Below are 26,000 nucleotides of genomic sequence, written 5' to 3'. Positions count from 1 at the left end.
AAATACCGCCGTCCCCATGCGGCGGTTCCCTGTCTTTATCTTATTCCATTGCCGGCGGCCGCACACCGGACAGATTCGTTATAGCCGATTATTCCCGCTCCGCGGCCGGGGCGGCGGAGCGGGAGATGGCTGCGTTCATGGCAAAAGCCCGGCATCGGTTCGAATGCCGGGCTTTACCGCCGTTATAGTTGCCCGATCAGGCGCAGCAGCACCGTTACCGCCTCGGCGCGCGTCACCGCGTCCGCCGGGCGGAGCCTGCCGCGCTCGTCGCCGACGAGCAGGCCCGCGCCGATTGCGGCTCGGAACGCGTCGAGCGCCCAAGCCGGGACGTCCGCCGCATCGGCGTAAGCGCCGGCCGGATCTCCGCCGTCGAGCGAGCCGGACGCGCCGCGGCCGGCATGGACGAGCGCGCGGTGCAGCCAGACGGCCATTTCCGCGCGGGTGACGGACGCCGCCGGGCGGAACGTGCCGTCCTCGTAGCCGTCGGACAAGCCGGCCGCCATCGCGCGGCCGATCGTCGCGAACGCCCAGTCGGGCCACGTCTCGCCCGCAGCCGGTTCGCTCGACGCCCCCGCGCCGGACAAGCCGATCGCCCGGGCGAGCAGGACGACGAACTCGGCCCGCGTCACCTTCGCGTCCGGACGGAACGTGCCGTCCGGGTAGCCGTCGGCGATTCGTGCCGCCGCGGCTTGGCGGATCGCCTCCGCCGCCCAATGCCCGGCGACGTCCGCGAACGGCGGGGCCGGCGGCTCGTCGGCGGGGCGCGGCGGCCCGGGCCCGGGCCCGGCCTCGGGCTCGTGCGCCGGCTTCGGCGACGGCGGCTTCTCCGCGCCGGGGGCGCCGGTCCCGCCGCCGATCGGCCCCGGCTGCGGCCCGCCCGGCTGCGGCGGCTCGGGATCCGTGCCGCCCGAGCCGTCATCGCCGCCGGCCGTCGCGCCGGGAGAGACCTTGATCGCGGCCGTCGCGGCACGGCCGGCGTACGTCGCCGTCAGCACCGTCGTCCCGGGCGACCGGCCCGTGACGACGCCGTTCGCGTCGACGCCGGCGACGGCCGCGTCCCGCACCGTCCAGCCGCTTCGCGCCGTGACGTCGCCCGTGGCGCCGTCCCAATAACGGGCGAGCGCCGACGCCTGCGCCGTGCCGCCGACACGCAGCTCGTAGAGCGGCGCGCCGATTTCGACGGCGCTCACCGCCTCGACGAAGCGGACCGCGATCGGCGCGGCGAGCAGCGCGCCGTTCCGCTCCGCCCGGATCGTCGCCGTGCCGGCTTCGGGCGCCGCTTCCAGCTTCGTCTCGTAGACGCCGTACGCCGACTCGGTCACCGTCGTCAGCCGTCCCCGGTCGGTCGCTATCGTCACCGGTCCGCCGCTCTCCGTCAATCCGTTGCCGTTCGCGTCCTTCAGCGTCAAGACGATCGCGGCGGCGGCCGTTCCGTCGGTCGGCAGCACGCTGCGGTCGGCCGTCAGCGTCGAGCGCCCGTAATCCGGATCGCCGGCGAGAAAGACGACCGATCCGGCTACGAGCGGCGCGCCGTTCACCGAGAACGTGACGCTCGAAATGCCGGTCGCCTCCGACCGCAGCGTCGCCCGGTAGCAGCCTTCGCCGCATGCCGGAGCCGGTACCGGCTCCACCGTTCCCAGCGTGGCGGCGAACGACGCGTCGCCCGGCGGGACGTTCGCGCTGTTGCCGAACGCGTCTTTCGCGTACACGGTCACCGTCACCGTATCGGCCCCCGCCCGCGCCGCGCCCGGACTCGCCTCGAACGCCGAACGGACCGGGTCCGGCGGGCCGGATCCGATTGAGACGTCCAGCCTCGCGGGGACGTCCAGCCCGTTCACTTTGGCCTCGATTCGGGCTAGTCCCGGCACCGTCGAGACGAACGACGCCGCAAACCGGCCGTCGCCCTTGTAGACGACCGGCCCGATCGTCCCCGAATCGGTCTCCATCGTCACCCGGTCTACGCCGTAGGGCGCCGGCCGGCCTTCGTGATCCGCCAGCTGCAGCGTCACGTCGGACGGCTGCCCGGCCGTCGCTTGTGCCGTCGGGGCGGACGTCCAGAACGCCTTGGTGGGCCACGTCATCGTCGTCCGGGATAGCTGCGGCCGCAGCCCGTCCGTTCGCCCGCCTCCGAGCTGCCTAAAGTCGTTCGCGCCGACACTCCACACGGTTCCGTCTCGTGTCAGCACGGTCGTATGACCGAACCCTCCCGACACCGACTCGATGCCGCCAAGCGAAGAGCCGTCCTCCGTCTCCTCCGTCAGGCCGGGGAATGTCGAGAAGCTTGCCCCGGTCGCGCGTCCCAGCTGCCGCCGATCGTTGTTTCCCCATGTCCATATCGTTCCGTCTTCGCGGACGGCGATCGAATGGGCGCCTCCCGCCTCGATCGACCCGACGCCGCCGAATGCGACGCCCGACTCCGCCATCACCGGCCGGGCGTACAGCGCGGTGGCGGTATCGCCCGAGCCGAGCTGGCCCCATGCGTTGCTTCCCCACGACCAGACGCTGCCGTCCGACTTGAGCGCCAGCGTATGGTAAGAGCCTGCCGCGACCCGCTCGACGCCGGTCAGCGGCTCGGCAGCGCCCGTCTTCACTGGCTGCGGACTCGGCCGAGGCGTATTCGTATTGTCTCCGATGCCGAGCTGACGGTTTCCGTTATAGCCCCAGCTCAAGACGTGCCCGTCGGTCGTCACCGCCACGGAGAACAGCATCCCGGCCGACACGTAATCGATGTCCGCCAACATCTGGCCGTCCGCTCTTCGCACCTGAACGGGGTTCGGGATGAAGTCGGGCGACGTCGAGCCGATTCCGGCCGCTCCCGTCTGGTTGTCCCCCCACGCCCATACGGTCCCGTCTTCGGCTAGAGCGAGCGAATGCGTGTCGCCGGCGGCGATTTGCTTGATTTTCGGCAGGCCGGTTACGGGGCCGGCGACCGGATCCATCCAAGACGGTGTATCGCGCCCCAATTCTTTGCTCCAGTTCATTCCCCAGGACCATACCGTCCCGTCTTTTTTCAAGGCGAGCGAAAATTGCGCCCCGGCGGCAACCGCGGCCACGTCCGACAACAACGTTAGACCCCCGCCGCCGTCCCGCTCGTATACGGGCATCCCCGCATTGTACGGCTCCATGCCCGCCCCGCCGAAGCCGAGCTGGCCGGTCATGTTCGATCCCCACGCCCGCACCGTCCCGTCGTCGAGCAGCGCCAGGACGTGGAATCCCGCGGACGCCGAGTCGACCGACACCACCTTGCGCGAAACCGGCTCGGCCTCCGCCGCTTGCGCCTGCGCGGCGGCCCCCATCGGCGGCGAAGCCGTCAGAACGAGGACGAGCAGCTGCAGCGCGCATTTGCCCAATACCGCGTTAATGCGCATCCGTTTCTCTCCCTCCTTCTCCTCTTTTTCCCATGAAGGCAAACCCACTCTATTGTAGCGAGTCAAGCGCCGTCCGTAACCTAACGAAAGTTAACCGTTTCGCAAAAAAGTTCAATCGCCTCACTTCCATGTTGGCCACTGCGAAAAGGGCGAACGGCGATACAAGACGAAAGCTTGCGGCGCAGGAAAGGGTGACGGGGAGGGGGTTGGTGGGATGACGTGCGCTGTGGGTGGGCGGTGTGGGCGGGCGCTGTGGTCAATGCGCTGCGGGCGTGTAGTGCCGGCGTGCGGTGTGGGTGTGCGCTGTGGGCGAGCGGTGTGGGCGGGCGGTGTGATCGTGCGCTGCGGGCGGGCGCTGTGGGCGAGCGGTGTGGGCGGGCGGTGTGATCGTGCGCTGTGGGCGGGCGGTATGGTCGTGCGCTGCGGACGGGCGGTGTGGTCGTGCGGTGTGATCGTGCGCTGTGGTCATGCGGTGCGGGCGCGTGGTGTGACGTGTGGTGCCGGCGTGTGGTTTGGGCGTGCGCTGTGGGTATGCGATCTAACGTTTCTGCCGGTGGGCGCCTTGCAACGTCGCGAGCCAACGTCATCCGCCAACGTCTCTGTTGGAATTCATCCAACCAGACGAGCCGTGGCCGGAGGCGAAACCGCCGGTAATTGGATTTTATCCAATGCATAGGGCAGCAGAAGACCGGAGAAGGCGCTACGAGGCTGTTCTAATGGACTTTTTCCAATGGAACGCTCTAATTCGAGGGGTGACGGACGATTCTGTTGGACGATATCCAATGGGGCGCACACGAGCGGGCCCGCAACGTCGAGAATGGTATGGCGTCCCGGCTTTCTCGGTGTGCGGTCCGCCTTAAGGACGCTGCCGGTGTAAAGTCGTCCGGCTGGCGGATTCGGCGGACCCCATTGGATGCGGTCGGACGACGGCGTCTTTACCGGCCCCGCTCCCGCTTTCGGTACGATCCGGGGCCGACCCCGTACCGTTTGCGGAACTGGTTGAGAAAATGGTTGTAGTTGCGAAATCCGACGTCGAACGCCACCTCCGACGCGGTCCGGTCGGTATGCTCGAGCAGCAGGGCGGCCTGCCGCAGCCGCATCGCGTTCAACGTCTCCACGACGGAGCTTCCCGTCGTTTCCTTGAACAGGTGGGACAGCCGGGAGGGGGACAAGCCGACGGCGCGCGCCAGCTCGTCGATCCGGACCGGCTCGCGCATGTTGGCGGACAGCAGGTGAAGCGCCTCCTCGATGCGCGGATCGCCCGGCTTGCCGAGACGTCCCGCGAGCAGGAGCAGCATTTCCCGCAGCGCATTCTCGCACAGCTCGCGCCAATACGGGCCGCGCTCACGGAAGTCGGCCAGCAGGCGCCGGAACGCCCGGAGCAGCCGTCTCCGCTGCGACTCCCCCTCCAGCCGCTGCACGTGCAGTCCGACGTCGGGCAGCAGTCCGGTCTCCAACAGTCCGTGCGAGAAATGCGCCCAGACGAAGTGCCACCGTTCCCCTTTCGCCGTCCCGTAATGCTGCGGCGTACCCGGCCGAAGCAGGACGACGTCGCCTTGCCGGCAATGCGTCGTCCCTTCGCGGGTGACGAAATAGCCTCGTCCGCCCAGCGTATACGTGAGGAGCCAATCGTCCCGGCCCTCCGGCCGTTTCGTCACGTACGTATCCGGCTCGTCGTAATGTCCGGCGATAATGACGCCGGAACCGCCTGCGCCGCCGCCGTCCCCGTCCTCCGGGCGATCCCGATCGCGTTCCGGTTCTTTCATTTGTCGCTTCCCTCCCCCAGCCGTCCCGGCAGTATCGATCATGTTGCGGTTACGACGAATTATCGCACAATATGGCGCCACAGCACAATTACCGATTGTACCGACCCGATTATTTAGCAGAATCGTGTGACAAATCAGCACGATCGATACTCCACCGGAAGCACGCCGAGCGATATGATGGGACTGTGGTCTTCTCGCCACGCGAACTACCGCCGGAGGGATGATGAAGGATGCCGCATACGCTGTGCGCGATTACGCAAGAGCAAAAAGATCGCTTCGATACGGAAGGCTATTTGATCGTAAAAGGGTTGTTCGAGCCTCGGCACATCGAGGAGCTGGAGCGGACGTTCGAGGCAATCGGTCACCGGACGATTCCGGGCCATTTCGAGCCGGACCTGCGTGAGGGTGTCGCCGATCCGCTCAAACGGTATCCGCGCGTCATGCACCCGCACCGTTTCGACGAGACGGCGAAGGCGTACATGCTGCACGGGCCGGTGATGGACGTGCTGCGCGATTTGTACGGAGAGGAGCCTCTTGCCGCGCAGAGCATGTTTTATTACAAGCCGCCCGGCTCTCGGGGGCAGGCGCTCCATCAGGACAACTTTTATTTGAAAGTCGAGCCGGGCAACTGCATCGCCGCCTGGACGGCCGTCGACGACGCCGACGAAGAAAACGGCGGACTGCTCGTCGTGCCGCGGACGAACGGCTTCGACATCGTATGCCCGGACGAAGCCGACGCGAACGAGTCGTTCACGACCCACTATGTCAAGCCGCCCAAAGACCGGAAAGCCGTGCCGGCCGTCATGGACAAGGGCGACGTGCTGTTTTTCAACGGCAACCTCATTCACGGCTCGTACCGGAACAAGTCGAAGGACCGGTTCCGCCGGGCGTTCATTTGCCATTACGCCAACGCCTCCGCCGTCAAAATCGGCGCCTTTTATCGCCCGCTGTTCCGCGCCGACGGCACGGAGGTCATGCTCGAGGCGAATCCCGACGGAGGGCCGTGCGGCGTCGAGTACGAAGCCGCGTACCCGCATTGAACCGGGACGCCTGCCGTCAGCCGCTGCCGCTTCCCGCTATCGGCCGCTGCTTACCGCAGCCGGTTACTGCCTGCCGCCCGCCGCTTATCTCCTGCTGCTTATCTCCTGCTGCTTATCGCCCACTGCTTGTCACCCGCTGCCTGCCGCCTGGCGCTCCCGCTTTTGCGATCCGCGATACCGGACATTTCGTCCGAATCGCGGATTTTTTTGTTCGCAGGGCTTGAATTCGATATACGTATGCGATATATTGCATACAAGAACAACGACAAGGAGGTCGAACGTATGCCGATCCCGAGCAACTACTCCGCTCCGGCGCGACTGTCCGCCAAGGAACGGGCGCTGTCGCAAATCCAAAGATGGATCACCGACGGCACGCTTCAGCCCGGCGAGAAGCTGGTCGACGCCGAGTTGGCGGAAGCGCTCGGCGTCAGCCGGACGCCCGTTCGGGAGGCGCTCCAGCTGCTCGAAATCCAAGGACTCGTCGAGATGCATCCGGGCAAGGATACGCGCGTGACGACGATCCGCAAGGACGATATTTTGCAGCTGTACCCGACGCTCGCGGCGCTTCACGCCCTCGCCGCCGAATCGGCGGCGCCGCTCATTGTGCCCGCCCAGCTGGAGCAGCTGCGGGAGCTGAACGCACAGTTCCGGGAAGCGATCGAGAACGGACAGCCGTATCAAGCGATGGAGGCGGACGAGCATTTTCACAACTTGATCGTCGAGGCGTCGGATAATCCGTACGTCGCCGCCTTCAGCTCGTCGCTACAGATTCATATCCGCCGGTTCAAGTACGTGTTTTTGAAGCAGCCGGTGACGGCGAACCATGCCTCCGTCGTCGAGCATGCCGCCATCGTCGACGCCTTGGAGAAGCGGGATGCCGAAGCCGCCGCCGCCATGATGAAGCAAAACTTGCTGCGGCCGATGCGCGAGCTGCACGCGATCATTTGAGAAGGAGCGATACTTATGAGCGACAAACCGGATTTACGCATTCGCAGTCACGTCATCAGCGAAGGGGCGAACCGCGCCCCGAACCGCGCGATGCTTCGGGCCGTCGGCTTTCGGGACGACGACTTCCGCAAGCCGATGATCGGGATCGCCAGCACGTGGGCCGAGGTAACGCCGTGCAACATGCACATCGACGGGCTCGCGCGGCGGGCGAAGCAAGGCGTCGGGGAGGCCGGAGGCGCCCCGCTTATTTTCAACACGATTACCGTTTCCGACGGCATCTCGATGGGCCACGAAGGGATGCTGTTCTCGCTGCCGAGCCGGGAGGTGATCGCCGATTCGATCGAGACGACGGCGAACGCGGAACGGTTTGACGGCCTCGTCGCCATCGGAGGGTGCGACAAAAACACGCCGGCGTGCCTCATGGCGATCGCCCGCATGAATATTCCGTCCGTCTACGTATACGGGGGCACGATTCAACCGGGCAAGCTCGACGGCAAAAGCATCGACATCGTGTCCGCGTTCGAGGCGGTCGGTCAATACCAGGAAGGACGCATCGACGAAGCGCAGCTGCACCAGGTCGAATGCAACGCTTGTCCGGGCGCCGGAGCGTGCGGCGGGATGTATACCGCCAATACGATGGCGGCGGCGGCGGAGGCGCTCGGCATGTCGCTGCCCGGCTCCTCGTCCGCACCGGCGATCGCGCCGGACAAAGCGGACGAATGCGCGTCGGCCGGCCGCGCGGTCATGGAGCTGCTGGCGCGTAACGTCCGACCGCGCGACATCATGACGAAGCCGGCGTTCGAGAACGCGATTGTCGTCGTCATGGCGCTCGGCGGCTCGACGAACGCCTTCCTGCACCTGCTGGCGATCGCCCACTCCGCCGGCGTCGATTTGACGCTCGACGATTTCGAGCGGATTCGCCGCCGGGTGCCGCATTTGGCCGACCTGAAGCCGAGCGGCCGGTACGCGATGCAGGATTTGAACGATGTCGGCGGTGTGCCGGGCGTCATGAAGCTGCTGCTCGAACGCGGACTGCTGCACGGCGACTGCATGACCGTAACCGGCCGAACGTTGGCCGAAAACTTGGCCGAGGCCGCCCCGCTGGCGGACGGCCAGACGATCATCCGGCCGTTCGAGGAGCCTTTGAAGCCGGACGGGCCGCTTGTCGTGCTGAAAGGCAATCTCGCTCCGGAAGGCGCGGTGGCGAAAATGTCCGGATTGCGCAAGCTGCGCTTCTCCGGGCCGGCCCGCGTCTACGACGGCGAGGAGGAAGCGACCCGCGCGATCATGAACGGCGACATCCGCAAGGGCGACGTTCTCGTCATCCGGTATTGCGGACCGAAGGGCGGGCCGGGCATGCCGGAGATGCTCTCCGTCACCGCCATGATCGTCGGCAAAGGGCTCGGCGGCGAAGTCGCGCTGCTCACCGACGGCCGCTTCTCCGGCGGCTCGCACGGCTTCGTCGTCGGCCACATCGCCCCGGAGGCGCAGGTCGGCGGCCCGATCGCGCTGCTGCGCGAGGGCGATACGGTGACGATCGACAGCGAGACGCAATCGATCTCCTTCGACGTCCCGGACGAGGAGCTGCAGCGGCGGCGAAGCGAATGGGTCCGCCCTCCGCTCAAGGCGTCGTCCGGCGTCCTGTACAAATACGCGAAGCTCGTATCGTCCGCTTCGACGGGCGCGGTTACCGACATGAACACGGATTGAGCGGCGCGCGCCGCAACGCACGAACCCCCGGGGCCGTCCCCGGGGGTTCGTTCACGTTTGCCTAGGCTGCCGGCTACGCCCTTCTGGCATACACGCTCCGTTTGTGGAACGAGAGCGACCGGTACGATTTCGCCAGCTTTTTCAGCTTCGGGGCGGACAGCCGGGAGAAGCTCGTCGACATGCCTTTGTTCAGGCAGCTTTTCATCACGATGCTGCCGGGGTAGTTGGAATAGAGGAAATTGCCGTACGTCTCGTATTCCGAGAACGCGAAGTTCCTCTTCCTGTCGATGCTGCCCAAGATCGCCTTGTACCAGCGCTTGCCGTGCCTCGCTTCGATCGTCTTTTTCAACCGGCGCAGCTTCGATTTGTCGAACAGCATATAATGCGTGACGAACGAACGCGGGGCGGCCGCTTTTTGGCCGAGCAGTCTTTTGTACGTTTTGAAATATTCGGGCTGGCTCCAGTCCCGGCAGTAAAACACCGTCTTCCCGCCGATCGAAAACCGGTGCGGCCGTATGAACACCGTGTCCGCGTCGACGACCAAATAATGCTTCCGGGTGCTTACCTTGTCGCCGCTCAGCTTGAGCAGCTGCTGCAGCATCCACCCCGAACGCTCCCACTTGCTCGAGCGATAGTTGATCGATCGTTTCGTCAGCGGCAGCACCGACCGTTCGTGGACGAATGTGCACCCTTTGCGGCGGCACAGCGCTTTGATTTTGGCGCTGTCCGGAGCGACGATCGCGATTTGGCCGATCGGGTGCCGGACATGCTTGCGGATTCCGTCAATGACGAACGGAAGCGTGCCCAGATCTTTCTCGATCGCCGGTATGAGGACGTCGATCGCGGGCCCGCTCTTCGACGCGCTTGTTGTCGGTCGCGCCATCCCATCATCTCCAATCGGCAAAGTTTCTGCGCTATGATATGAAGACGAAAGGACGAAGGTGATGCCGTCCGCTCGATTAGGGCGCCGATTTCCGCCGCTGTACGGGGGCTTCCCGCGTCACGACGCAATGAAATCGCCGCCGTTGACGTGAAGCGTCTCGCCCGTCACGTACCGCGAGTCGTCGCTCGCCAAGTACACGTACGTCGGAGCAAGCTCGAACGGCTGGCCCGCCCGCTTCATCGGCGTGTCCGTACCGAACGTCGCGACGCGTTCGGCGGGGAAGGTCGACGGGATGAGCGGCGTCCAGATCGGACCGGGCGCCACGGCGTTCACGCGAATGCCTTGGTCGACGAGCGACATCGCGAGCGAGCGGGTGAACGAGACGACGGCTCCTTTCGTGGACGAGTAGTCGAGCAGCATTTTCTCGCCGCGGTACGCCGTAATCGAAGCGGTGTTGACGATCGAGGCGCCGGGCTTCAAATACGGGAGAGCCGCCTGCGTGACGAAAAAAAACGAAAAGATGTTCGTCCGGAACGTCTGCTCCAGCTGCTCCTCGGAAATGTCCGTCAGCCTCGCCTGCGGGAATTGAACGGCGATGTTGTTGACGAGCACGTCGAGCCGGCCGAACGCTTGCACCGTCTGCTCCACGACGGCGGCACAAGCCGCCTTCGACCGGAGATCGGCTTGCAGCGTCAGGCACCGGCGGCCGAGCCGCTCGATATGCGCCCGCGTCTCGTCGGCGTCGGGCCGTTCATCGAAGTAGGCGATGGCCACGTCCGCGCCTTCCTTGGCGAATGCGATCGCCGTCGCGCGTCCGATGCCGCTGTCGCCGCCGGTGACGAGCGCCGCTTTGCCGTTCAGCTTGCCGCTGCCGACATACGCCGGATTGTCGAATATCGGTCGCGGCACCATCTCGTATTCGAGCCCGGGCTGCCGGGGCTGGTGCTGGGGCGGGAAGGCGATCGGCTGCTCCTCGCATTTCGTCATGGAGCCGTAATACGGATACATCGGATAACGATTCATGGGGATCCTCCGTGTCGTTTCGTTTGGGTTGATGCCTACCCCCTACCTTATTCCGAAACGTCCGCCGGAGTGACGCGGCAATGCGTCGTGAATCGGGCGCGTGCGGCTCCCGAAACGAATCGAACGCCTGCCTCGGCCTCAAGCGCGCGTCCGCCCTGACCGTCAACGGACGGGATTGCGGGCGACGGCCTCGTCTTTATATTTTCGCTCGATATGTCTGTCCCCCCTTCTTCACATCGCGTGCAAAATCTCCTTGAGACTCCACCCATACTCCGTCAGATCATACTCGACCCGCGGCGGCATCTCGTTATAGACCGTGCGCCGAATGACGCCTTCATCCTCAAGCTCCCTTAACTGCTGCGTCAGCCCCTTCTGCGAGACGTCGGGAATGAGGCTGCGGAGCTCTCCGTTGCGCTTCGGGCCGAAGGTGAGGTACAGTATGACGGGCTTCCGCTTCCCGCCGATGACCTCCAGCGTCGCTTCCACTGAAGTGTTGTAGACTTTCTCCGGCTGTTCCACGTATGCAGTCCACTCCTCTCATCGCACTCTCCACCTCCAATCATTTGTAAAGCTCGATTTCCGTATCGTATTCCGCCAGAGAGCCCGCTCTGCTCAGAACCGCAAAGGACAGCGGCTTCAAGCGAACGGGATGCTTGCGGCCCGACATTTCGACTGCGCCCTGATTTTCGGTTTCTAACAGATTATATAAAATGACCTTCCCGCTATTCTTCAGCCATACCAACCCGATATGGTCTCCCTCAACGATGTGCGGGAACTCCCGCGCTTCTTGAGCGATCCACGCTTGAAGCAGCGATACTTCCGCAGCGTCGGGCCTTGACGTCGCTTCATGATCCCAGCAAACAAGATTGGAAGCCGTAGCCTTTAACGCTTCGATGGCCGCTTTATTTTTCAACGCGGCCTTTTGGTCAAACATGACTTGCTTATAGTGAGGCAGCTTCGCTTGCCATTCCCGCGTTAATTCATAATCGCCGAAAAACAAGAGCAACTCCCCGTCATCATCGCACTGGTCTGCCCGCAAGGGTTTGACCGGCAAGCCCGCCAGCACCGGCAAACTGGTCGGGATAATGGGCTCTGCATAAGCGCCGTGCGTCCCGTAAGCGAGGTGAACCGGATAGGTCCTTTCCCCGTCCGCGCAGTCTTTATCAAACGCTCGCAGTACCGGAAGCGCAGCTGCAATCGCTTCCCAATAGCTGTCATCCATCGCCCATGTACCGCTCATGAAGAGGATATTTTCAAGCCCGGCTGCAATCGCCAGCTTCGCCTTATAAACCAAATGATGCTCCTTTAAAGACCGGGGAGGAAAAACCGTCGTTTCGCTATAAGCGAATGGCTTGTCGATAAAGTTCAGGTGGTACGCGATGCCGAGCATTTCTTCGCCTTTTGCGTACGGATTGGCGAATTTCCGATCATTGAATTGATGCTCCCCGACCCGGAACAGCGTGTTCGGTATTTGTTCCCGAATAGCGGGAATATCGATTCCGTGCCGTTCGTCGCCAAAATGCATGACCATGATCCCGGGCTGCACGCCCTCGATATCCGTCGCCTTCATAACCGCCGTAACTTTGTCGCATTGAAAGGCAACCCAATCCTTCATTAAGGCCGGGTCCCGTCTGTCGGCCATTTGCACACTCAAGGTTTCCCTCGTCTCTTGACGGCGATAAATCGCATTGAATTCCGCCACGCATGCGTCGCAATAGCAGCCCTCAATATTCCCGTTTAAATTGCCGACGCGGAGATCGTCGTCGAGAAACACTTCCGTAAAGCCGGCATCGCGAAGCAGCATGGCCGCTTTCCCGTTGTCCTCGATCAGACACGCATCGATCGCCCCGCAGTAATAGGCGGTCTCCCCTTTTTTATTGATCCGGTAATGCCAATGCTTGGGGATTTGCAGCTTTGAATCGGGGTCTTCCGGGTTAAGCGAATTGCCCGGGTGCCCGATCGGGATCGTCAGCGCACCGACTTCAAGTCCGTTTTGCTCCGCATACGCCTTCGCCTGCTTGAGCTCTTCGAGATCGACCATGTCGCCGGAGTAAAACGCGGCAATCCAAATTTTCTCGATTCCGGCCTTCTTCATATTGGCAATCAACGCATCCCGTGTGGATAATTCCAGCAGCGGCTCATGGGCCATACTGTAATGCAGCTTCATCATGGATTTCCCCTTATCCTTCTCCATTTTGCGTTGCTGACCGATCGAACGGTCCCCAACATTCCGATCGACAATTCCATGCGGACGGTTCGCCATGTTGTGTAACCCTTATTTTACCACATTTTACTCTCCTGGCATCTCATCATTTCGTTTGCATTCCGGCTATTCTGGCGTTGCTGCATTCCGAATACCCCAAATAAGCCAATGAAAAAAGCCGCCGTCGCCGGCGACCGTGAATCGTAGTTATCGCGAGTCCGCCCCTAACTCCTCCGCGCCGTTGGCCATGCGCTGGCGGTATTCCGTGGGGGTCGCTCCGTATTTTTTGCGGAACAGCTGTGCGAAATGCCGCATGTCCTGGTAGCCGATCTTCTCGGCGATGTCGGCCAGCTTGAGCGTCGGATTGAGGAGCAGCCGCTTCGCGTGCTCGAGCCTCACGTGGATGACGTATTCCTTGTAGCCTTGCCCGGTTTTCTGCTTGAACAGCTGGCTGAAGTAGACCGGGTTCAAGTAGACGAGCGAGGCGACCTTCTCGAGCGACACGTCCTCGTGATAATGCGACTGGACGTAATGCAGCACCGTCTCGATCGCACGCTCTCCGCCGCGCTCGTATTGTTCGTACACGTGCGTCTCGCAGGCTTGCCGCATCCGCTGCACCTCGGCCGGAACGGTCCGGATGTCGTCGATCGGACCCGAGTGGAGCACCTGGAACGGGACCTTCAAGTAAAATTTCAAATGTTTGCGCAGCGGCTCGAGCAGCGATTCCAGAGCGACGCCCTCGTGCAGCGAGACGAGCCCGAGCAGGCTCATCGAATCGAAGCTGGCGACGAACCCTTTGCCGAACATGTCGATCAGCTCCGACAAGACGTTCTCGATCGTAAAATGCTCCAGATGCACCTTCTTGTCGCTTTCCATTCGCACCAGGACCAGATGGAAGCGCGGGTAGCCGCCTGCGAACGACTCCATGTCGAACCGGCCGATATCGAGCCCCGACGCCCACCGCTGCAAAATCGCCTCGCGCAAATATTTCAAGTTCGCCTTGATGAGCTGCGCTTCCGACGTCGCCTCCGATTCGTGCCTGCGCTCGTCCGCGAGCGAGGCGATCAGCTCGACGAGCCGCTCCTTGCCGATCGGCTTGAGCAAATAGTCCTTCGCCCCGAGCCGAACGGCTTCCTGCGCGTAGCTGAACTCCGAATGGGCCGAGATGACGATCCATTTCACGAACGGCTGACGCCGGCGGAACAAGCCCATCAGCTCGAGTCCGGTCATGCCCGGCATCAAAATGTCGGTCAGGACGATGTCGATCCGGTTCGAGCGCAGCACGCGCATCGCTTCCTCCGGCGACCCGGCCAGATGGACGCGGTACGACGGAAACTGCCGCTCGATCGTCCGGCGGATCCCTTCCCGAATGACGCTTTCGTCGTCCACGATCAACACGTTCATCGTCCGTTCTCCCCCTTCCCCCCGGCTTCGCCTTGCGCCGGCAGCGGCATCGCGACGGTGACCGTCGTCCCCTCTCCGGGCTTGCTGTCGATAGCCACGCCGAACTCGGGACCGTACATGAGCACGAGCCGGCGGTGCAAATTTTGCAGGCCGATGCCGCGCTTCGCGTTCGCCTCGCTTGGCCCTCCGCCGGCCGATTCCGCAGGCGCGATGGCCCCCGCCGCCTCTCCGTTCGAATCGGTTTCCATCGACAAGCTTTCCCGCAGGCAAGCGAGCGTTCGCTCCTCCATGCCGACCCCGTCGTCTTCGATCACGATATGCAGCTGCCGCCCGGACGCCACCGTTCGGACGCGAAGCCGCCCGGTGCGGTCCGGATCGAGCGGGTCGAGCCCGTGCTTGACGGCGTTCTCGATAATCGGCTGCAGCGTCATTTTAGGCAGGCGGGCTTCGAGCCATCGGTCCTCGACTTGGATATCCGTCGCCAGCCTTCCTTGCAGCCTCGTCCCGATGATCGTCAAGTAGTGGGTAATTTGCTCCAGCTCTTCCTTGAGCGTCACGTCGGCCGCGTCGTCCCAATGGCTGCTGTAGCGGAACAGATGCGACAAGGACAGCACGACGCCGCCGAGCTTGTCGTTGCCGCGCTCGTCCAGCATCCAATAAATCATGTCCAGCGTATTGTACAGAAAGTGCGGGTTCACCTGCGACTGGAGCGCCTGCAGCTGGGCGTTCTTCTCGCTCGTCGACGACAGCTTCACCCGTTCGATCAATTCGTCCATCCGGCCGACCATCTGGTTGAACGAGGCGGCCAATATGTTGATCTCCTCGTACGATTTCACGTCGAGCGTTCCCCGGAAATTGCCGCGCTCCACCTGCCGCATCTGCTGGATAACCCGTTTGAGCGGAGACGAAATCGACCTGGAGACGAACGTCGCTAGCGCGATCGCCGCGACGACTAGCGCGGAGACGACGATAAGCAGGAAGTGCTTCGCCCGGTTCAGCTCGACGTTCAAATCCCGCTCCGGCGTAAAGCTGACGACGGTCCAGTCGGCCGCCGTCGGCTTCGCGGCGACCGTCAGTCCTTCGGGCTTGCGGTCGACGTACGATTCGCGCTCGCGCACCGGAGGCATCGGAACCCGCCGGAGCGCGTCGGCGGCAACCGTCGCCGCGGGCGCCACGATGCGGCCGTCCGCGACGACGATATACGTCTCGCTGTTCGGCCCCAGACTGAGGTTGTCGAGCGCGGAGACGATCGGCTGCGGGTTCGCCTCGAACAGGACGACGCCGATCGGACGGTGCTCGTCGAGCTCGAACAGCTGGCGGCCGAACGCGAACACCGTCCGTTTCTCCGCCTGGTCGATGAGCGAGCCCGTATGGACGCCGAGCCACACCATCCCGCCGTCCGACTCGCGAATGCGCCGGTACCAGTCCGTTCCGGCGTACGCCGGATCGATGACGCCCATCGCGTTGCCGTACGAGTACTGCTTGCCGGCATACGTCATGACGTGGATGCCGATCAAGTCTTTGCGGGAAAAATATACGCTGCCGAGCATATTCGTAATCGTCCGGTCGTTGATGATGCTGACGGCCGAATCGTGTTTGTCCCGGTCGCGGATGAGACGGTACAGGTCGAAATTGCCGATCAGCGTTTTGGAAACGCTGTCATACCCTTCGAGCAGCAGGTCGAACAGCTCGACCGTCTGGGAGACGTTTTTCCGGGCGATCTCGCCGATCTTCCCCTGCACCTGGTCGGTCGTCCGCTTGTAATAGACGGCGCTTACGACGAGCGTCAGCGAGAGCATGCAGGATAAGAAAAGCAAAAACAAGCGACCGTGAATCGTACGGAAGCCACGTGTACGAGCCGGCATGGGGGTCCTCCTTCGTCGTCGCCCGTGCTCCATTTTTTCTCAGCATAGCACATTCCCGCCAGGCTTTCACCATGGAGGCGATCAGCCGTCGCCCGCTTATCCTTTCACCGCTCCCGCGACCATGCCTTTCGTAATGTTGTCCGACAGCAGGAAGTACAGGACGACGACCGGCAGCGCGCCCATGACGAGGAAGGCGCCGATCGAGCCGTAGTTGACCGAATATTGGCTGACGAAGCCGTACACGCCGAACGGCAGCGTCTTCAAGCTTTCCTTCGAGATGAACGTGGCGGCCAAAATGTACTCGTTCCAAATGGTGATAAACGTCAGGATGCATACCGTCATGACGGGCGGAGCCGAAATCGGCAGGATGATGCTCGCGAACGTCCGATAGACGCCCGCACCGTCCATAATCGCCGATTCCTCGATCTCGTGCGGCACCGACTTCATGAAGCCGCTCAGTATAAACACGGCGATCGGCGTCGAGAAGGCGACGTACGGCAGGATGAGCGCCAGATGCGTATTGAGTACGCCGATATGCTTGAAGATGACCATCAGCGGCAGCAGCGTCGCCTGCATCGGAATCATGAGCCCGACGAGGAAGACGAGCATTACCGCCTGGCCGTACCGCCAGCGGAACCGGGTGATCGCGTAGGCGACCATGGAGCTGAGCGCGATGACGGCGATCATCGTCACGGTCGTCACGAAAAAGCTGTTGTACAAATAGTTCAAATAATGGCCCGCCTCGTATGCGTTCCGGTAATTGGCCCATTGGGGCGACGCGGGCAGCGCGAAGAAGCGGCCGGACAAAATTTCCTCGTTCGTCTTGAGCGAATAGAGGACGAGCCAGACGAGCGGATACAGCTGCGTGACGAGCAGCGCCCCGAGGAAGACGAAGACGAGCGCCTTCTTGAGCGGATCGAGCGAGCCGGCGCCCGTCCGGGAGACGCGCTTCGCGGCGGACCATCGGGCTGCGGTATTCATGGCGGTCACTCCCGTCCTTTTATTAGGAATAATGGCTTTCCAGGCGCCGGAACAGCGCGTTGATGATCACGGTCGCCGCCAGGCACAGCGCGACGAGAATCGTCGCCAGCGCGCTGCCGTAGCCGTATTTCATCGACAGGAACGACATGTTGTACATATGCGTCGAGATAACGTCCGTCGCGTGCGCCGGCCCGCCTCCGGTCATGACCATGATCGTGTCGAACGCCTGCAGCGAGCCGATGAAGGCGAGGACGACCGATATTTTGAAGATCGGCACGACCATCGGGAACGTGATGTACCGGTCGGCGGCGAAGCCGTCCGCGCCGTCGATTTTGGCCGCCTCGTAAATGTCCGCCGGAATGTTCTGCACGCCCGTGAACTGGATGAGCACGTGATACCCGAGATATTGCCAGAGCGCCACAAAGTAGAGCGCGTACATCGCGACGTTCGGCTCCGTCAGCCACGACCTCGTCCATTCCTCCAGACCGGCCGCGATCAGCAGCTGGTTCAGCATGCCGCCGAGCGAGGCGGGGTTGTAGATCGTCTTCCACAGCTGCCCGATAATGACGACGGACAGGATGACCGGCAGGAAGTAGCCGGTGACGAACACGTTCGGCTTGCGGACGAACCGGGACAGCAGGATGGCGACGAACAGCGCCACCGGAATTTCCGCCATCGAGAACAAGGCGAACGTCAAGTTGCGACGGAGCGCCGGCCAGAACACCGCATCCTCGGTGAAAATCGCCTTGTAGTTAGCCAGCCCGGCGAACGTCGACTCGCCGATGCCGTTCCAGTCGAGCAGTCCGCTGTAGACGGATACCAGAATCGGAACGAAGACGAGCGCGGCGTACAGCAGCAGGCAGGGCAGCACGAAAACGGCGATCGTCCGGGCCGGCAATTTCCATACGTTCATATCGGAGGTCCCCCTTTCGCGCGTGTCGGTGCAGAGATAGAGGAAACGGGAACCGCCTCGTACCCGCGGTTCCCGCCCACTTCGACCGGTCAGCTTACTTGTTGTTGCTTTCGAACGCGGTCTGATGCTCCTTCGCCACGTCCTTCGGGTCTTTTTTCGCGACGAACAAGTTTTGGATGCTCGTCAGGTGCGCCTGGGACGTGCCCGGATTCATCGTGTTGTCGAAGGCGAGATCGCCGCCTTTCACCGTCTTGAACAGGGCGGAAACGTCCATCTGCAGCTGCGAGTAGCCGGCCGCCTTGAAATCGCCGTCGACCTTTTGCGCGATGCCGACCGCGTTCTTCATCTCGAACGATACTTTCGGGAATTGCGTCATGAAGTAGTTCAGAAATTCCTTCGTTTCCTTCAAATGCTTGCTGTTGGCCGATACGGCGAACGCGCTGCCCGGGGCGAGCATGAATTCGTCCGGACTGCCCTTGCCCCCGACCGTCGGGAATTGGAACACGCCCACCTTCGGCCCGACCGCGGATTGGTCGATCGCGCCCGTCGCCCAGCTGCCCATGAAGTACATGGCCGCCTTGCCCGTCTTGAACAAGTTTTCACCGGCGTTGTAGTCGAACGAGGTGGCGGCTTCCTGGAACGCTCCGGCTTGGACGAGCTCCTGGAACTTGGCGACCGCTTCTTCGAACGCCGGGTCGTTGAACGTCTTTTTCTTGTCCATGACGTCCTTCAGGAAGTTCGGACCGCCGTTCGTGCGCAGCAGCACGTTCATGAACAGAAACGAGCCGGTCCACGTATCCTTCTCGCCGATGACCATAGGCTGGATGCCTTTCGCCTTGAGCGTCTTGACCGCTTCGATCATCTCCTCGAACGTCTTCGGCACCTGCACGTTCGCTTGGGCGAACAGCTCCTTGTTATAGAACACGACCGCGATGTTGTTGCCGTCCGGGAGCGCGTATACGTTGTTGTTGAAGCTGTAGTAATCGAGGATGCCGGTTTGGAACGTGCCTTTCAGTCCGTTGGCGTCGAGCATGTCGTTCAGCGGGGCGAGCAGTCCCGCGTCGACGAACGGCTTCATCTGGGCCGCCGGGTTGACGATCGTGATGTCCGGCACTTCTTTCGAGGCGGCTTGCGTCTTCAGCTTGATCTTTTGCTGGTCGGTGTTGAGGGAGTCGAGCTCGATCTTGATGTTCGGGTGCGCGGCGGTATAGTCGCCTACGATTTTTTTCAAGATTTTGTGGGAAGGCGTCGTCGGGTCGGGGTAAATGTTCTGGAACGTGATCGTGATGTTGTCCTGCTTCGTCTTGGTCTCCGCCTTCGCCCCGTCGCCGGCGCCGGAAGGCGTCCCCGCCGAGCCGCTCGTCTTCGGATCGGCCCCTCCGCCGCATGCCGCGAGTCCGAGCGCGAGCGCGCCGGCCAATATCGTGTTCAGCGTTCTCCAACGTTTCGTCATTCTCGATTTCCCCCCAGATCGTTTATACGCTTATTATCCGTCGGGAGGACGATTCGAACAATGCGCGAACTTAGGGAGTGAGGTTTGTTTTTTTAAGGAGGGGCGACGCGTCGAGCGGGCGGTTGGATTTCATCCATCAGATTGGGCCGATTCGACCGCCGAAGAGGCATGCCATTGGAAAAAATCCAACAGATTTGCCGCTGTTGGCATTTTTCAGCTCGTTCGGGCCGATTCCATTGGATAAAATCCAATAGCCGGCCGGTCTTCCCTCTTTCGAGAACCTCCTGTTGGATAAAATCCAACAGATTGCAGCGCAGGCTCCCCCATCGTTCCCTGCTTCGGCGAGAGAGATGCCAGAAACTATCATATCGCCGCTTCTTTCGTCTCTCGATCCGTTTTCGCACTCCGACGAGCTACCGGCAAACAAAATCGGCCCGCATCCGCGACAAGGTCCCCTGCCGCGAAAGCGAACCGATTATTTGTCCGTCAGCGCCCGCAGGAACTTCGGCCGTCGGCGGCCGGAGGCGCCTTCTGGCACGAAGAACGCCATGGCCGCCTGCGGCCGGAAGCCCCTCTACCGAGGCGGACGTCTTCTTGCAGCGGCAATGCCCGCCGCCACGGCGCCCGCGCAGGGCAGCAGCATCGACAACGTGCCGATGAACGCGACGGGGACCTCCTCGAACAGACGCATGACGAGCCTGACGATCAATTCGTACACGACGAAGCCGCCGATAAATCCCCCGAGAGCCGCTAATGCGATCCGTCCCGTTTGTTTCATTATACCCGCCCCTTCATGTTAGTCCGATATTCGGGTCCCGGATGTTATTCCGGAATGTTAATCCGATATGTTAATCCGAAATGTTAATCCGAAATGTCAGTCCCTAATGTTTGTCCCGCATGTTCGTCCGGAATGTCAATCCGGGATATTGCCCGATTTCGTGCCGACCCGGTACGGCGTCGAGACGCCCTCGTAATTGACCATCATCGTCATCCCGGCTGCCGCGTGGCCGAGGTTGTGGCAATGCTCCATCCACAATCCGGGGTTGTTCGCCTGAAACGTTACCTCGTACACGTCCCCTCGGAACAGCAGCACGCTGTCGGCGTAAATCGGGCTGCCGGTCAACGGCTTGCCGTTTTTCGTCAATATTTTGAACAGGTGGCCGTGCAAATGCATCGGGTGCTCCGAGCCGAGCTTATGCACGAACCGGACTTTGATCCACTCGCCTTCCTTCACGACGATCGGCGGAATGTTGTGGCCGCTCTTCCCGTTGATGTTCGTCGGACCGAGCACCAGCTCGTACGTTCGGTCGAACGGCATGTCGGGCGTGATGCCGTCGTCCTTCGGCGTGCCGTAACCCGTAAAGTCGAATGCGGGCGCTTCTTTGCCCACTGGCTTCGGTGCCGCCCCCTCGCCGAGCGTGACGCTCCATTTCGTCTGGTCGCGGCTGTAGACTTGAACTTGGCCGTCGTCCGGCATCGTGAACAGGACGTCGTACCGCTGCCCCCCGCCGATCGGAATCCATTGGTCGCGGATCACGCCCGGTCCGTTCAAATCTTGTCCGTCTATCGATACGACTTGAAACGAAGCGCCCGCCACGCCGACCCACTGAACGTCATTGTAGGCGTTAATAAGCCGCAGCCGTACCGTCTCGCCGGGCTTCGCGTCCAGCCGGAGGCCGTCCTCTCTTCCGTTCGTCAGCACGTATTTATCGTTCAGCTTCTGGAACGTGACGGCGTAATCGCGGTCGTACCGGAACGCGCCGCCCTTCGGCTCGACGATGAGACGCCCCACCAATCCGCGCTCCGCCTGCTCCGAGCTTTGCTGGTGAGAATGATACCAGTACGTGCCCGGATGGGCCGCCACGAATTCGTAGCGGAACGACTCCCCCGGCCGGACGGCGTCCTGCGTCACGCCCGGCACCCCGTCCTGCGAGCAGGGCAGCACGACGCCGTGCCAATGGATCGTCACGCCTTTCTTCACGTCTTCGTTGGCCAGGTTGACGACGACCCGGTCCCCTTCCTTCACCCGGAGCTCCGGTCCGGGCGTAGAGCCGTTGTACGTCCACGCCTCCGCCTTCTTGCCGCCGGACAGCGTCACGGTCGTCTGCGCCGCCTTCAGGTCGAACTCGCGTACGGGAGCGTTCGACGGCGGTTCGGTCATGTCCGCGCAGGACGCGGCGGCGACGGCCGAACCGCCGCCGCCGGCGTGATGCTCGTGCCCGCTCATATCGACCTCGCTCGGATAGCCGCCTCTGATCGTGCCGCATCCCGCCGCGACCCACGCCAGAAGGGCGACGAGCAGCAGTGCGGCGACGGAGCTTGCTCCGGTTCGCTTGTTCATCATGCGGATCTTCCTTTTCCGTGTACAGTTTGCCCTGGTCGATGCCGACCGGACAGCGTCAGCATACCATCCCGATGTTGTGAAGTTATGACGATCTTTTGCGAATTCGGCGAATCCCCCATACAAAAAGAGAGCCGCGGCATACGCGACTCCCGGGTCTTGCCTTATGGAATTTCGTACAGCTCCAGCTCGCTCAGCAGCGGCCATCCTTCGGACTTCGTAATTTCGACCTTGACGTATTTCGCCTCCCGCGGCGTGCCGGGCTGCCGGTAGTCCATCAGCCCTTCGAGCGGCTTCGCTTTATTATACACTTTCACGGGGAGCCAGTTCGTTCCGTCCAAAGAGGTATACACGACCGCGTCCTGCTCATAGCCCGGCTTCAAGTTGACGCCGATGGCGGACAGCGTTCTCGGTGCGCCCAAGTCGATCGTATAATGCGCCGTCGGAGGTGCCGCGGAGCCGCGCGTAGCGGAATAGCCGTATTTTTTGACGCCGTCGATCGGTCCGGTAATGCCGAAATTGGCCGTCGCATGCGTCATGTCGGTATCGATGAGCAGGTCGCCGTCGTTGTACATTTGCAGCAGATCGATTTTGGCGCCTTTGGACGCAGGAGACGGCGGCGGTGGCGTCGGCAGGCTGCCGTATACCGCGATTTCCGAGATGCCCGCTTCCTTGGACGAGCTGCCGATCTCGATGCGGATCGCTTTCGCCGTTACGGGCGTCGTCATTTCGATCGTATTGAGATAACCCCGCTTGTGTACCGAAGTCGGATACGCATGGAGCAGCGTCCAATTTACGCCGTCGCCCGAATAATAAACCGTCGCGTTGGTCGAATACGGAGGACGCAAGCTGAGTCCGAACGCGTTCATCGTCACCGGCTCGTCGAACGTCAGCTTGTAATACGAGACGGGAGGCGTGGCCGTACCCCGGTACGAGAAACTGTAAAACCCTCCGTCGATCGCCCCCCGTATCCCCGTTTCCGGAGTGCCGTCGGACCAAGCGCCGTTGCTGAATACGGGCGGGCGCGTCATGGTCATATCGGTTTCAACCTGAAGCCGCCCGCTGTTGAACAATGCCAGCAGGTCGAGCTTCGTCCCCGGCTCTTCGACGGACATCTCCGAAACGGTCGTGTACGTTCCTCCGATGAATCCGCGATCCGCGTCGTAATAGACGAGGAAAATCGTTCCATCCGGGAGTTCGACGGCGCTCGGATACGCCATGTCGCCTTTGCCGTCATGCGTATAGATCGGGATGTCCGTATACATCGACCAATCGGCGCCTACCGGGATCGCCTTGCCTTGTACCGGCCTGCCCCCGGAGTAGCGGAAGCTCCGGTCTCCCCACGTATGCAGCAGCATGTTGTTGCTCAGCAGCAGCAGATCGGAGCAGTGCGCCTTCATCAACGTTCTCGCTGCGGGGGTCCACGTGTAGCCGTTGTCGTACGAATGGCTTTCCCACGCGTAATAATCGTCGTAGCTGTTCAAGGTGCGGTGAAGGCTGTACAGATGCCCGCCGCCGAGATTGACGATGACCGGCTCGACGAAGCCGATGAACTCCTCGGGGATCGAATTCGCGAGAACGACCTCCGTGGAAGCGTTCCACGTCAAGCCTCCATCGGTGCTGCGAACCGCGGTGGAGACCGGCATATGGCTTTTGCTCACGTACTGCCCGTAAATCGGCAGCAGCAAGTCGCCGTTGTCCAGCTCGACGACCTTGGACGTTACCGCCGAGGTCGCCGCCAAGTTCGTCCCGACCGGGATCGCGGCGCTCCACGTCGCTCCGCCGTCCGTGCTACGCGATACCCACACCCTTCGTTCTTGCGTTGCATTGTTAAAGGTGAACCAGGACAATATCAACGTGCCGTCGCTGATTTGCGCGATGGACGGATCCCGGTCGTCGATATTGTTCGGGGTGTCCAAAATGACGCGCGGCTGCGACCACGTTTGGCCGTAGTCGGAGCTTTCGACCATTTTGATCCGTCCGTCGGTTTTCTCATGGGCGGCCGCGCTGTAGTAGACGACGAGCAGCCTTCCGTCGTCCAGCAGCGCCATGGACGGGAAGTAGGTGCCCTCCGTTACCGTTTCCGAGGCGACGATCACGTCCGGCTCGGTTACGCTCGTGATTGCGGATGCCGGAGCGGGGCTCCAAACGGCGGCCAATAAACAAATGACGAGTACGATGACGACATTCGCGGTCTGCTTGGCTTTCATTCTCAATTACACCTCCATAGGATTCGTTGTCCGCTTTGAAACGGTTACCGTTCAGCGATGATGGGTCGGAACGTCCTCACCCCCCTTCCGTTCGTGCCTCGTTCAAGAAAGCGCGTTCAACAGCCGCCTCGGCACATCCGCCATCGTCCTCACGATATCCGACATCGTTCGGTCGCTCGGAGCCGGTCTTTCCGCGAGCGAAACCCATTCCAGCAGCTGCACCGTCGTCTCCGTTCCGACGACCACGCTGTGGATGCCTTCCAATCCGTATAAGAACGAGAGGGCCAGCTGGGCGAGCGGAACCCCCTCCTCCTCGGCGATGTCCCTCAACCGATCGAGCGGCCCGCCCCATTCCCGCAGGTGAGCCGGCAGCTTCCGCGTATTCAGGACCAACAGCCCGCCGGCGAAGACGTTTCGAGCGAAGACGATTTTTCCTGTTTTCCGCAAAAGTCCGAGTCCGCCGGAACGGATCAAGCGCTGATCGAGCAAGCTTACCGGCACGTGTACCGCTTCGAATACGTCCAGCCCGACAAGCGGGCGAAGCTTGCGCATCGTTTCGCCGTCGCCGGCTTCGAGCGACAGTCCCGCCCTGCCGATCATCCCCTCGGCGATCAGCCTGCGCATCAAGTCGGCCAGCGGCTGCGGCGGCGGATCCGCTCTGTCCGGAACGTGCAGCAGCGCGATCGGAAGACGTCCGACGTTCAGGCTGCCGAGCGCCCGCTCCACCCTCAGCCGGACGCTGCGCTCCAAGCCCTCCCCGCCGCCGGCGTAATCGGCCGTTCGAACGGCTATCCGGCAGACGATGAGAGGCTTCGGCACCGACGAAAGCAGCCGTCCGAGCGGCCGGCAAGGCTCTGTAATCGCATCCTGCGTTTCGAAACAGACGATGCCGCAAGCCGCGGCTTCCGCCAAGACCGCCTTGCAAGCCGTTTCGTCCGAAGGCGCCATGCCGGCCGGGATGCCGTACGGCGCGACAAGCGGCGCCGTATCGAGCGTCAACGCGGACAATTCGAGCCCGTTCGCTTTGATCGTCCGCACACGATGCCGCCGCATGCCGATCCCTCCTTGTCGAAGCGTTACCCCTTCACCGCTCCGACCGTAATGCCTTTTACAAAAAACCGCTGGAACGCGATAAAGAAAAGCAGCATCGGCACGAAGGCGACGGTCGCCCCGGCCATCGCCAGTCCGAGGTTGATGCTTTCCGAGCCGTAGGCCAGCTTCGAGACGGCGAGCGGGAGCGTGAACATCTCCTTTTGGTTCGTGACGACGAGCTGCCACATATATTCGTTCCATACCGCGACGAAGGCGAAGATGCCGAGGGCGCCGACCGCCGGCTTCGTGATCGGCAGCACGATGCGCGCGAACGTGCGGATTTCCCCCGCTCCGTCGATTTTTGCCGCCTCCAGCAGCTCGCCCGGTACCGACTGCATGTACTGCTTCACGAGGAAGACGCCGAACGGATAGGCGAAGAACGGGACGATCAAACCCGAATACGTATTCACCCACTTCAATTTGGCGATCAGCAGGTACAGCGGGATGAGCATGACTTGATGCGGCAGCATCATCGCGACGAGCATGAGCCAGAACAGCGGCTTTTTGCCCGGAAATTCCTTTTTCCCGAACGCGTACCCGGCCATCGTGCTCGTCACGATCGCTCCGATCGCGGCGCAGCCGGATACGAATACGCTGTTGAACAGCCATCTCCAGGTCGGGTTGTGAACGAACAGCTGCTTGTAGTTGGCGAGCGTGGGGGAAACGGGAAACCATTCCGGCGGCACTTTCATCGTATCGGTCAATACTTTGAACGAGCCCGTCGCCATCCAATAAAGCGGCATGACGGAGACGAGAGCCAGTACCGTCACAATGGCAACCCCCAACGTTCGCCATCCTTT

Annotated in this window: 18 protein-coding genes and 1 pseudogene; 3 read left to right on the top strand and 16 right to left on the bottom strand. The window is 62.2% G+C overall.

Features of this window, described 5'->3' with window-relative positions; translation table 11 throughout:
• Positions 1 to 182 precede the first annotated feature (182 nt).
• Positions 183 to 3,368 carry an RCC1 domain-containing protein gene (locus DLM86_RS04250; RefSeq protein ID WP_110838738.1) on the bottom strand — a complete coding sequence of 1,062 codons (3,186 nt, stop codon included), beginning with the start codon at positions 3,366 to 3,368 and terminating at the stop codon, positions 183 to 185.
• A gap of 935 nt (positions 3,369 to 4,303) precedes the next feature.
• Positions 4,304 to 5,134 (bottom strand): helix-turn-helix domain-containing protein, encoded by an 831-nt coding sequence (locus DLM86_RS04245; protein WP_110838737.1) that lies wholly within the window; start codon positions 5,132 to 5,134, stop codon positions 4,304 to 4,306.
• 230 nt (positions 5,135 to 5,364) lie between these two features.
• Here DLM86_RS04245 and DLM86_RS04240 point away from each other — a divergent pair, with 230 nt between their 5' ends.
• From DLM86_RS04240 to ilvD, 3 genes are all read left to right on the top strand, one after another.
• Positions 5,365 to 6,174 carry a phytanoyl-CoA dioxygenase family protein gene (locus DLM86_RS04240; RefSeq protein WP_110838736.1) on the top strand — a complete coding sequence of 270 codons (810 nt, stop codon included), beginning with the start codon at positions 5,365 to 5,367 and terminating at the stop codon, positions 6,172 to 6,174.
• Between the two features lie 282 nt (positions 6,175 to 6,456).
• Complete coding sequence (locus DLM86_RS04235; RefSeq protein WP_110838735.1) at positions 6,457 to 7,122, top strand: GntR family transcriptional regulator; 666 nt, start codon at positions 6,457 to 6,459, stop codon at positions 7,120 to 7,122.
• A gap of 15 nt (positions 7,123 to 7,137) precedes the next feature.
• Positions 7,138 to 8,832, top strand: coding sequence for a dihydroxy-acid dehydratase (gene ilvD, locus DLM86_RS04230; RefSeq protein WP_110838734.1), 1,695 nt, complete (start codon positions 7,138 to 7,140; stop codon positions 8,830 to 8,832).
• Positions 8,833 to 8,905: 73 nt separating this feature from the next.
• On the opposite strand, the gene DLM86_RS04225 is transcribed toward ilvD, so the two are convergent.
• The 14 genes and pseudogenes from DLM86_RS04225 to DLM86_RS04160 form a co-directional block, all read right to left on the bottom strand.
• On the bottom strand, positions 8,906 to 9,715 hold the full coding sequence (locus DLM86_RS04225) for a DUF6492 family protein (RefSeq protein ID WP_110838733.1): 810 nt from the start codon (positions 9,713 to 9,715) through the stop codon (positions 8,906 to 8,908).
• Positions 9,716 to 9,832: 117 nt separating this feature from the next.
• Positions 9,833 to 10,738 (bottom strand): SDR family oxidoreductase, encoded by a 906-nt coding sequence (locus DLM86_RS04220; protein ID WP_110838732.1) that lies wholly within the window; start codon positions 10,736 to 10,738, stop codon positions 9,833 to 9,835.
• 234 nt (positions 10,739 to 10,972) lie between these two features.
• Positions 10,973 to 11,257 (bottom strand): annotated as a pseudogene (locus DLM86_RS04215) (winged helix-turn-helix transcriptional regulator); the annotation flags it as partial.
• Between the two features lie 40 nt (positions 11,258 to 11,297).
• Positions 11,298 to 13,001: a hypothetical protein gene (locus tag DLM86_RS04210; protein ID WP_110838730.1), complete on the bottom strand. Its 1,704-nt coding sequence runs from the start codon at positions 12,999 to 13,001 to the stop codon at positions 11,298 to 11,300.
• 147 nt (positions 13,002 to 13,148) lie between these two features.
• Positions 13,149 to 14,345 carry a response regulator gene (locus tag DLM86_RS04205; RefSeq protein WP_110838729.1) on the bottom strand — a complete coding sequence of 399 codons (1,197 nt, stop codon included), beginning with the start codon at positions 14,343 to 14,345 and terminating at the stop codon, positions 13,149 to 13,151.
• Positions 14,342 to 16,210, bottom strand: coding sequence for a cache domain-containing sensor histidine kinase (locus tag DLM86_RS04200; RefSeq protein ID WP_110838728.1), 1,869 nt, complete (start codon positions 16,208 to 16,210; stop codon positions 14,342 to 14,344). Before DLM86_RS04200 ends, DLM86_RS04205 begins: the two co-directional genes overlap by 4 nt.
• A 96-nt stretch (positions 16,211 to 16,306) precedes the next feature.
• Complete coding sequence (locus DLM86_RS04195; protein ID WP_110838727.1) at positions 16,307 to 17,191, bottom strand: carbohydrate ABC transporter permease; 885 nt, start codon at positions 17,189 to 17,191, stop codon at positions 16,307 to 16,309.
• 22 nt (positions 17,192 to 17,213) lie between these two features.
• Positions 17,214 to 18,104 (bottom strand): carbohydrate ABC transporter permease, encoded by an 891-nt coding sequence (locus tag DLM86_RS04190; protein WP_110838726.1) that lies wholly within the window; start codon positions 18,102 to 18,104, stop codon positions 17,214 to 17,216.
• 94 nt (positions 18,105 to 18,198) lie between these two features.
• Positions 18,199 to 19,557 (bottom strand): extracellular solute-binding protein, encoded by a 1,359-nt coding sequence (locus DLM86_RS04185; RefSeq protein ID WP_110838725.1) that lies wholly within the window; start codon positions 19,555 to 19,557, stop codon positions 18,199 to 18,201.
• Positions 19,558 to 20,131: 574 nt separating this feature from the next.
• On the bottom strand, positions 20,132 to 20,335 hold the full coding sequence (locus DLM86_RS04180) for a hypothetical protein (protein WP_110838724.1): 204 nt from the start codon (positions 20,333 to 20,335) through the stop codon (positions 20,132 to 20,134).
• Positions 20,336 to 20,470: 135 nt separating this feature from the next.
• Positions 20,471 to 21,901 carry a multicopper oxidase family protein gene (locus tag DLM86_RS04175; RefSeq protein ID WP_110838723.1) on the bottom strand — a complete coding sequence of 477 codons (1,431 nt, stop codon included), beginning with the start codon at positions 21,899 to 21,901 and terminating at the stop codon, positions 20,471 to 20,473.
• Positions 21,902 to 22,062: 161 nt separating this feature from the next.
• Positions 22,063 to 24,108 carry an exo-alpha-sialidase gene (locus tag DLM86_RS04170; RefSeq protein ID WP_110838722.1) on the bottom strand — a complete coding sequence of 682 codons (2,046 nt, stop codon included), beginning with the start codon at positions 24,106 to 24,108 and terminating at the stop codon, positions 22,063 to 22,065.
• Positions 24,109 to 24,210: 102 nt separating this feature from the next.
• A complete protein-coding gene (locus tag DLM86_RS04165; protein ID WP_110838721.1) occupies positions 24,211 to 25,161 on the bottom strand; it encodes an aldo/keto reductase in 951 nt (316 codons plus the stop codon).
• Between the two features lie 23 nt (positions 25,162 to 25,184).
• Positions 25,185 to 25,985 (bottom strand): carbohydrate ABC transporter permease, encoded by an 801-nt coding sequence (locus DLM86_RS04160; RefSeq protein WP_245954347.1) that lies wholly within the window; start codon positions 25,983 to 25,985, stop codon positions 25,185 to 25,187.
• Positions 25,986 to 26,000 lie beyond the last annotated feature (15 nt).

Source organism: Paenibacillus flagellatus (genome assembly GCF_003217775.1).
In the GTDB taxonomy this organism is placed as follows: domain Bacteria; phylum Bacillota; class Bacilli; order Paenibacillales; family NBRC-103111; genus Paenibacillus_AB; species Paenibacillus_AB flagellatus.
This window is presented reverse-complemented; position numbering and strand designations above follow the sequence as displayed.

What these genes read in the sequence shown, in the direction of transcription:
- DLM86_RS04250 (WP_110838738.1), bottom strand. Translation starts at nt 3,368, where the DNA reads ATGCGCATTAACGCGGTATTGGGCAAATGCGCGCTGCAGCTGCTCGTC.
- DLM86_RS04245 (WP_110838737.1), bottom strand. Translation starts at nt 5,134, where the DNA reads ATGAAAGAACCGGAACGCGATCGGGATCGCCCGGAGGACGGGGACGGC.
- DLM86_RS04240 (WP_110838736.1), top strand. Translation starts at nt 5,365, where the DNA reads ATGCCGCATACGCTGTGCGCGATTACGCAAGAGCAAAAAGATCGCTTC.
- DLM86_RS04235 (WP_110838735.1), top strand. Translation starts at nt 6,457, where the DNA reads ATGCCGATCCCGAGCAACTACTCCGCTCCGGCGCGACTGTCCGCCAAG.
- ilvD (WP_110838734.1), top strand. Translation starts at nt 7,138, where the DNA reads ATGAGCGACAAACCGGATTTACGCATTCGCAGTCACGTCATCAGCGAA.
- DLM86_RS04225 (WP_110838733.1), bottom strand. Translation starts at nt 9,715, where the DNA reads ATGGCGCGACCGACAACAAGCGCGTCGAAGAGCGGGCCCGCGATCGAC.
- DLM86_RS04220 (WP_110838732.1), bottom strand. Translation starts at nt 10,738, where the DNA reads ATGAATCGTTATCCGATGTATCCGTATTACGGCTCCATGACGAAATGC.
- DLM86_RS04210 (WP_110838730.1), bottom strand. Translation starts at nt 13,001, where the DNA reads ATGGCGAACCGTCCGCATGGAATTGTCGATCGGAATGTTGGGGACCGT.
- DLM86_RS04205 (WP_110838729.1), bottom strand. Translation starts at nt 14,345, where the DNA reads ATGAACGTGTTGATCGTGGACGACGAAAGCGTCATTCGGGAAGGGATC.
- DLM86_RS04200 (WP_110838728.1), bottom strand. Translation starts at nt 16,210, where the DNA reads ATGCCGGCTCGTACACGTGGCTTCCGTACGATTCACGGTCGCTTGTTT.
- DLM86_RS04195 (WP_110838727.1), bottom strand. Translation starts at nt 17,191, where the DNA reads ATGAATACCGCAGCCCGATGGTCCGCCGCGAAGCGCGTCTCCCGGACG.
- DLM86_RS04190 (WP_110838726.1), bottom strand. Translation starts at nt 18,104, where the DNA reads ATGAACGTATGGAAATTGCCGGCCCGGACGATCGCCGTTTTCGTGCTG.
- DLM86_RS04185 (WP_110838725.1), bottom strand. Translation starts at nt 19,557, where the DNA reads ATGACGAAACGTTGGAGAACGCTGAACACGATATTGGCCGGCGCGCTC.
- DLM86_RS04180 (WP_110838724.1), bottom strand. Translation starts at nt 20,335, where the DNA reads ATGAAACAAACGGGACGGATCGCATTAGCGGCTCTCGGGGGATTTATC.
- DLM86_RS04175 (WP_110838723.1), bottom strand. Translation starts at nt 21,901, where the DNA reads ATGATGAACAAGCGAACCGGAGCAAGCTCCGTCGCCGCACTGCTGCTC.
- DLM86_RS04170 (WP_110838722.1), bottom strand. Translation starts at nt 24,108, where the DNA reads ATGAAAGCCAAGCAGACCGCGAATGTCGTCATCGTACTCGTCATTTGT.
- DLM86_RS04165 (WP_110838721.1), bottom strand. Translation starts at nt 25,161, where the DNA reads ATGCGGCGGCATCGTGTGCGGACGATCAAAGCGAACGGGCTCGAATTG.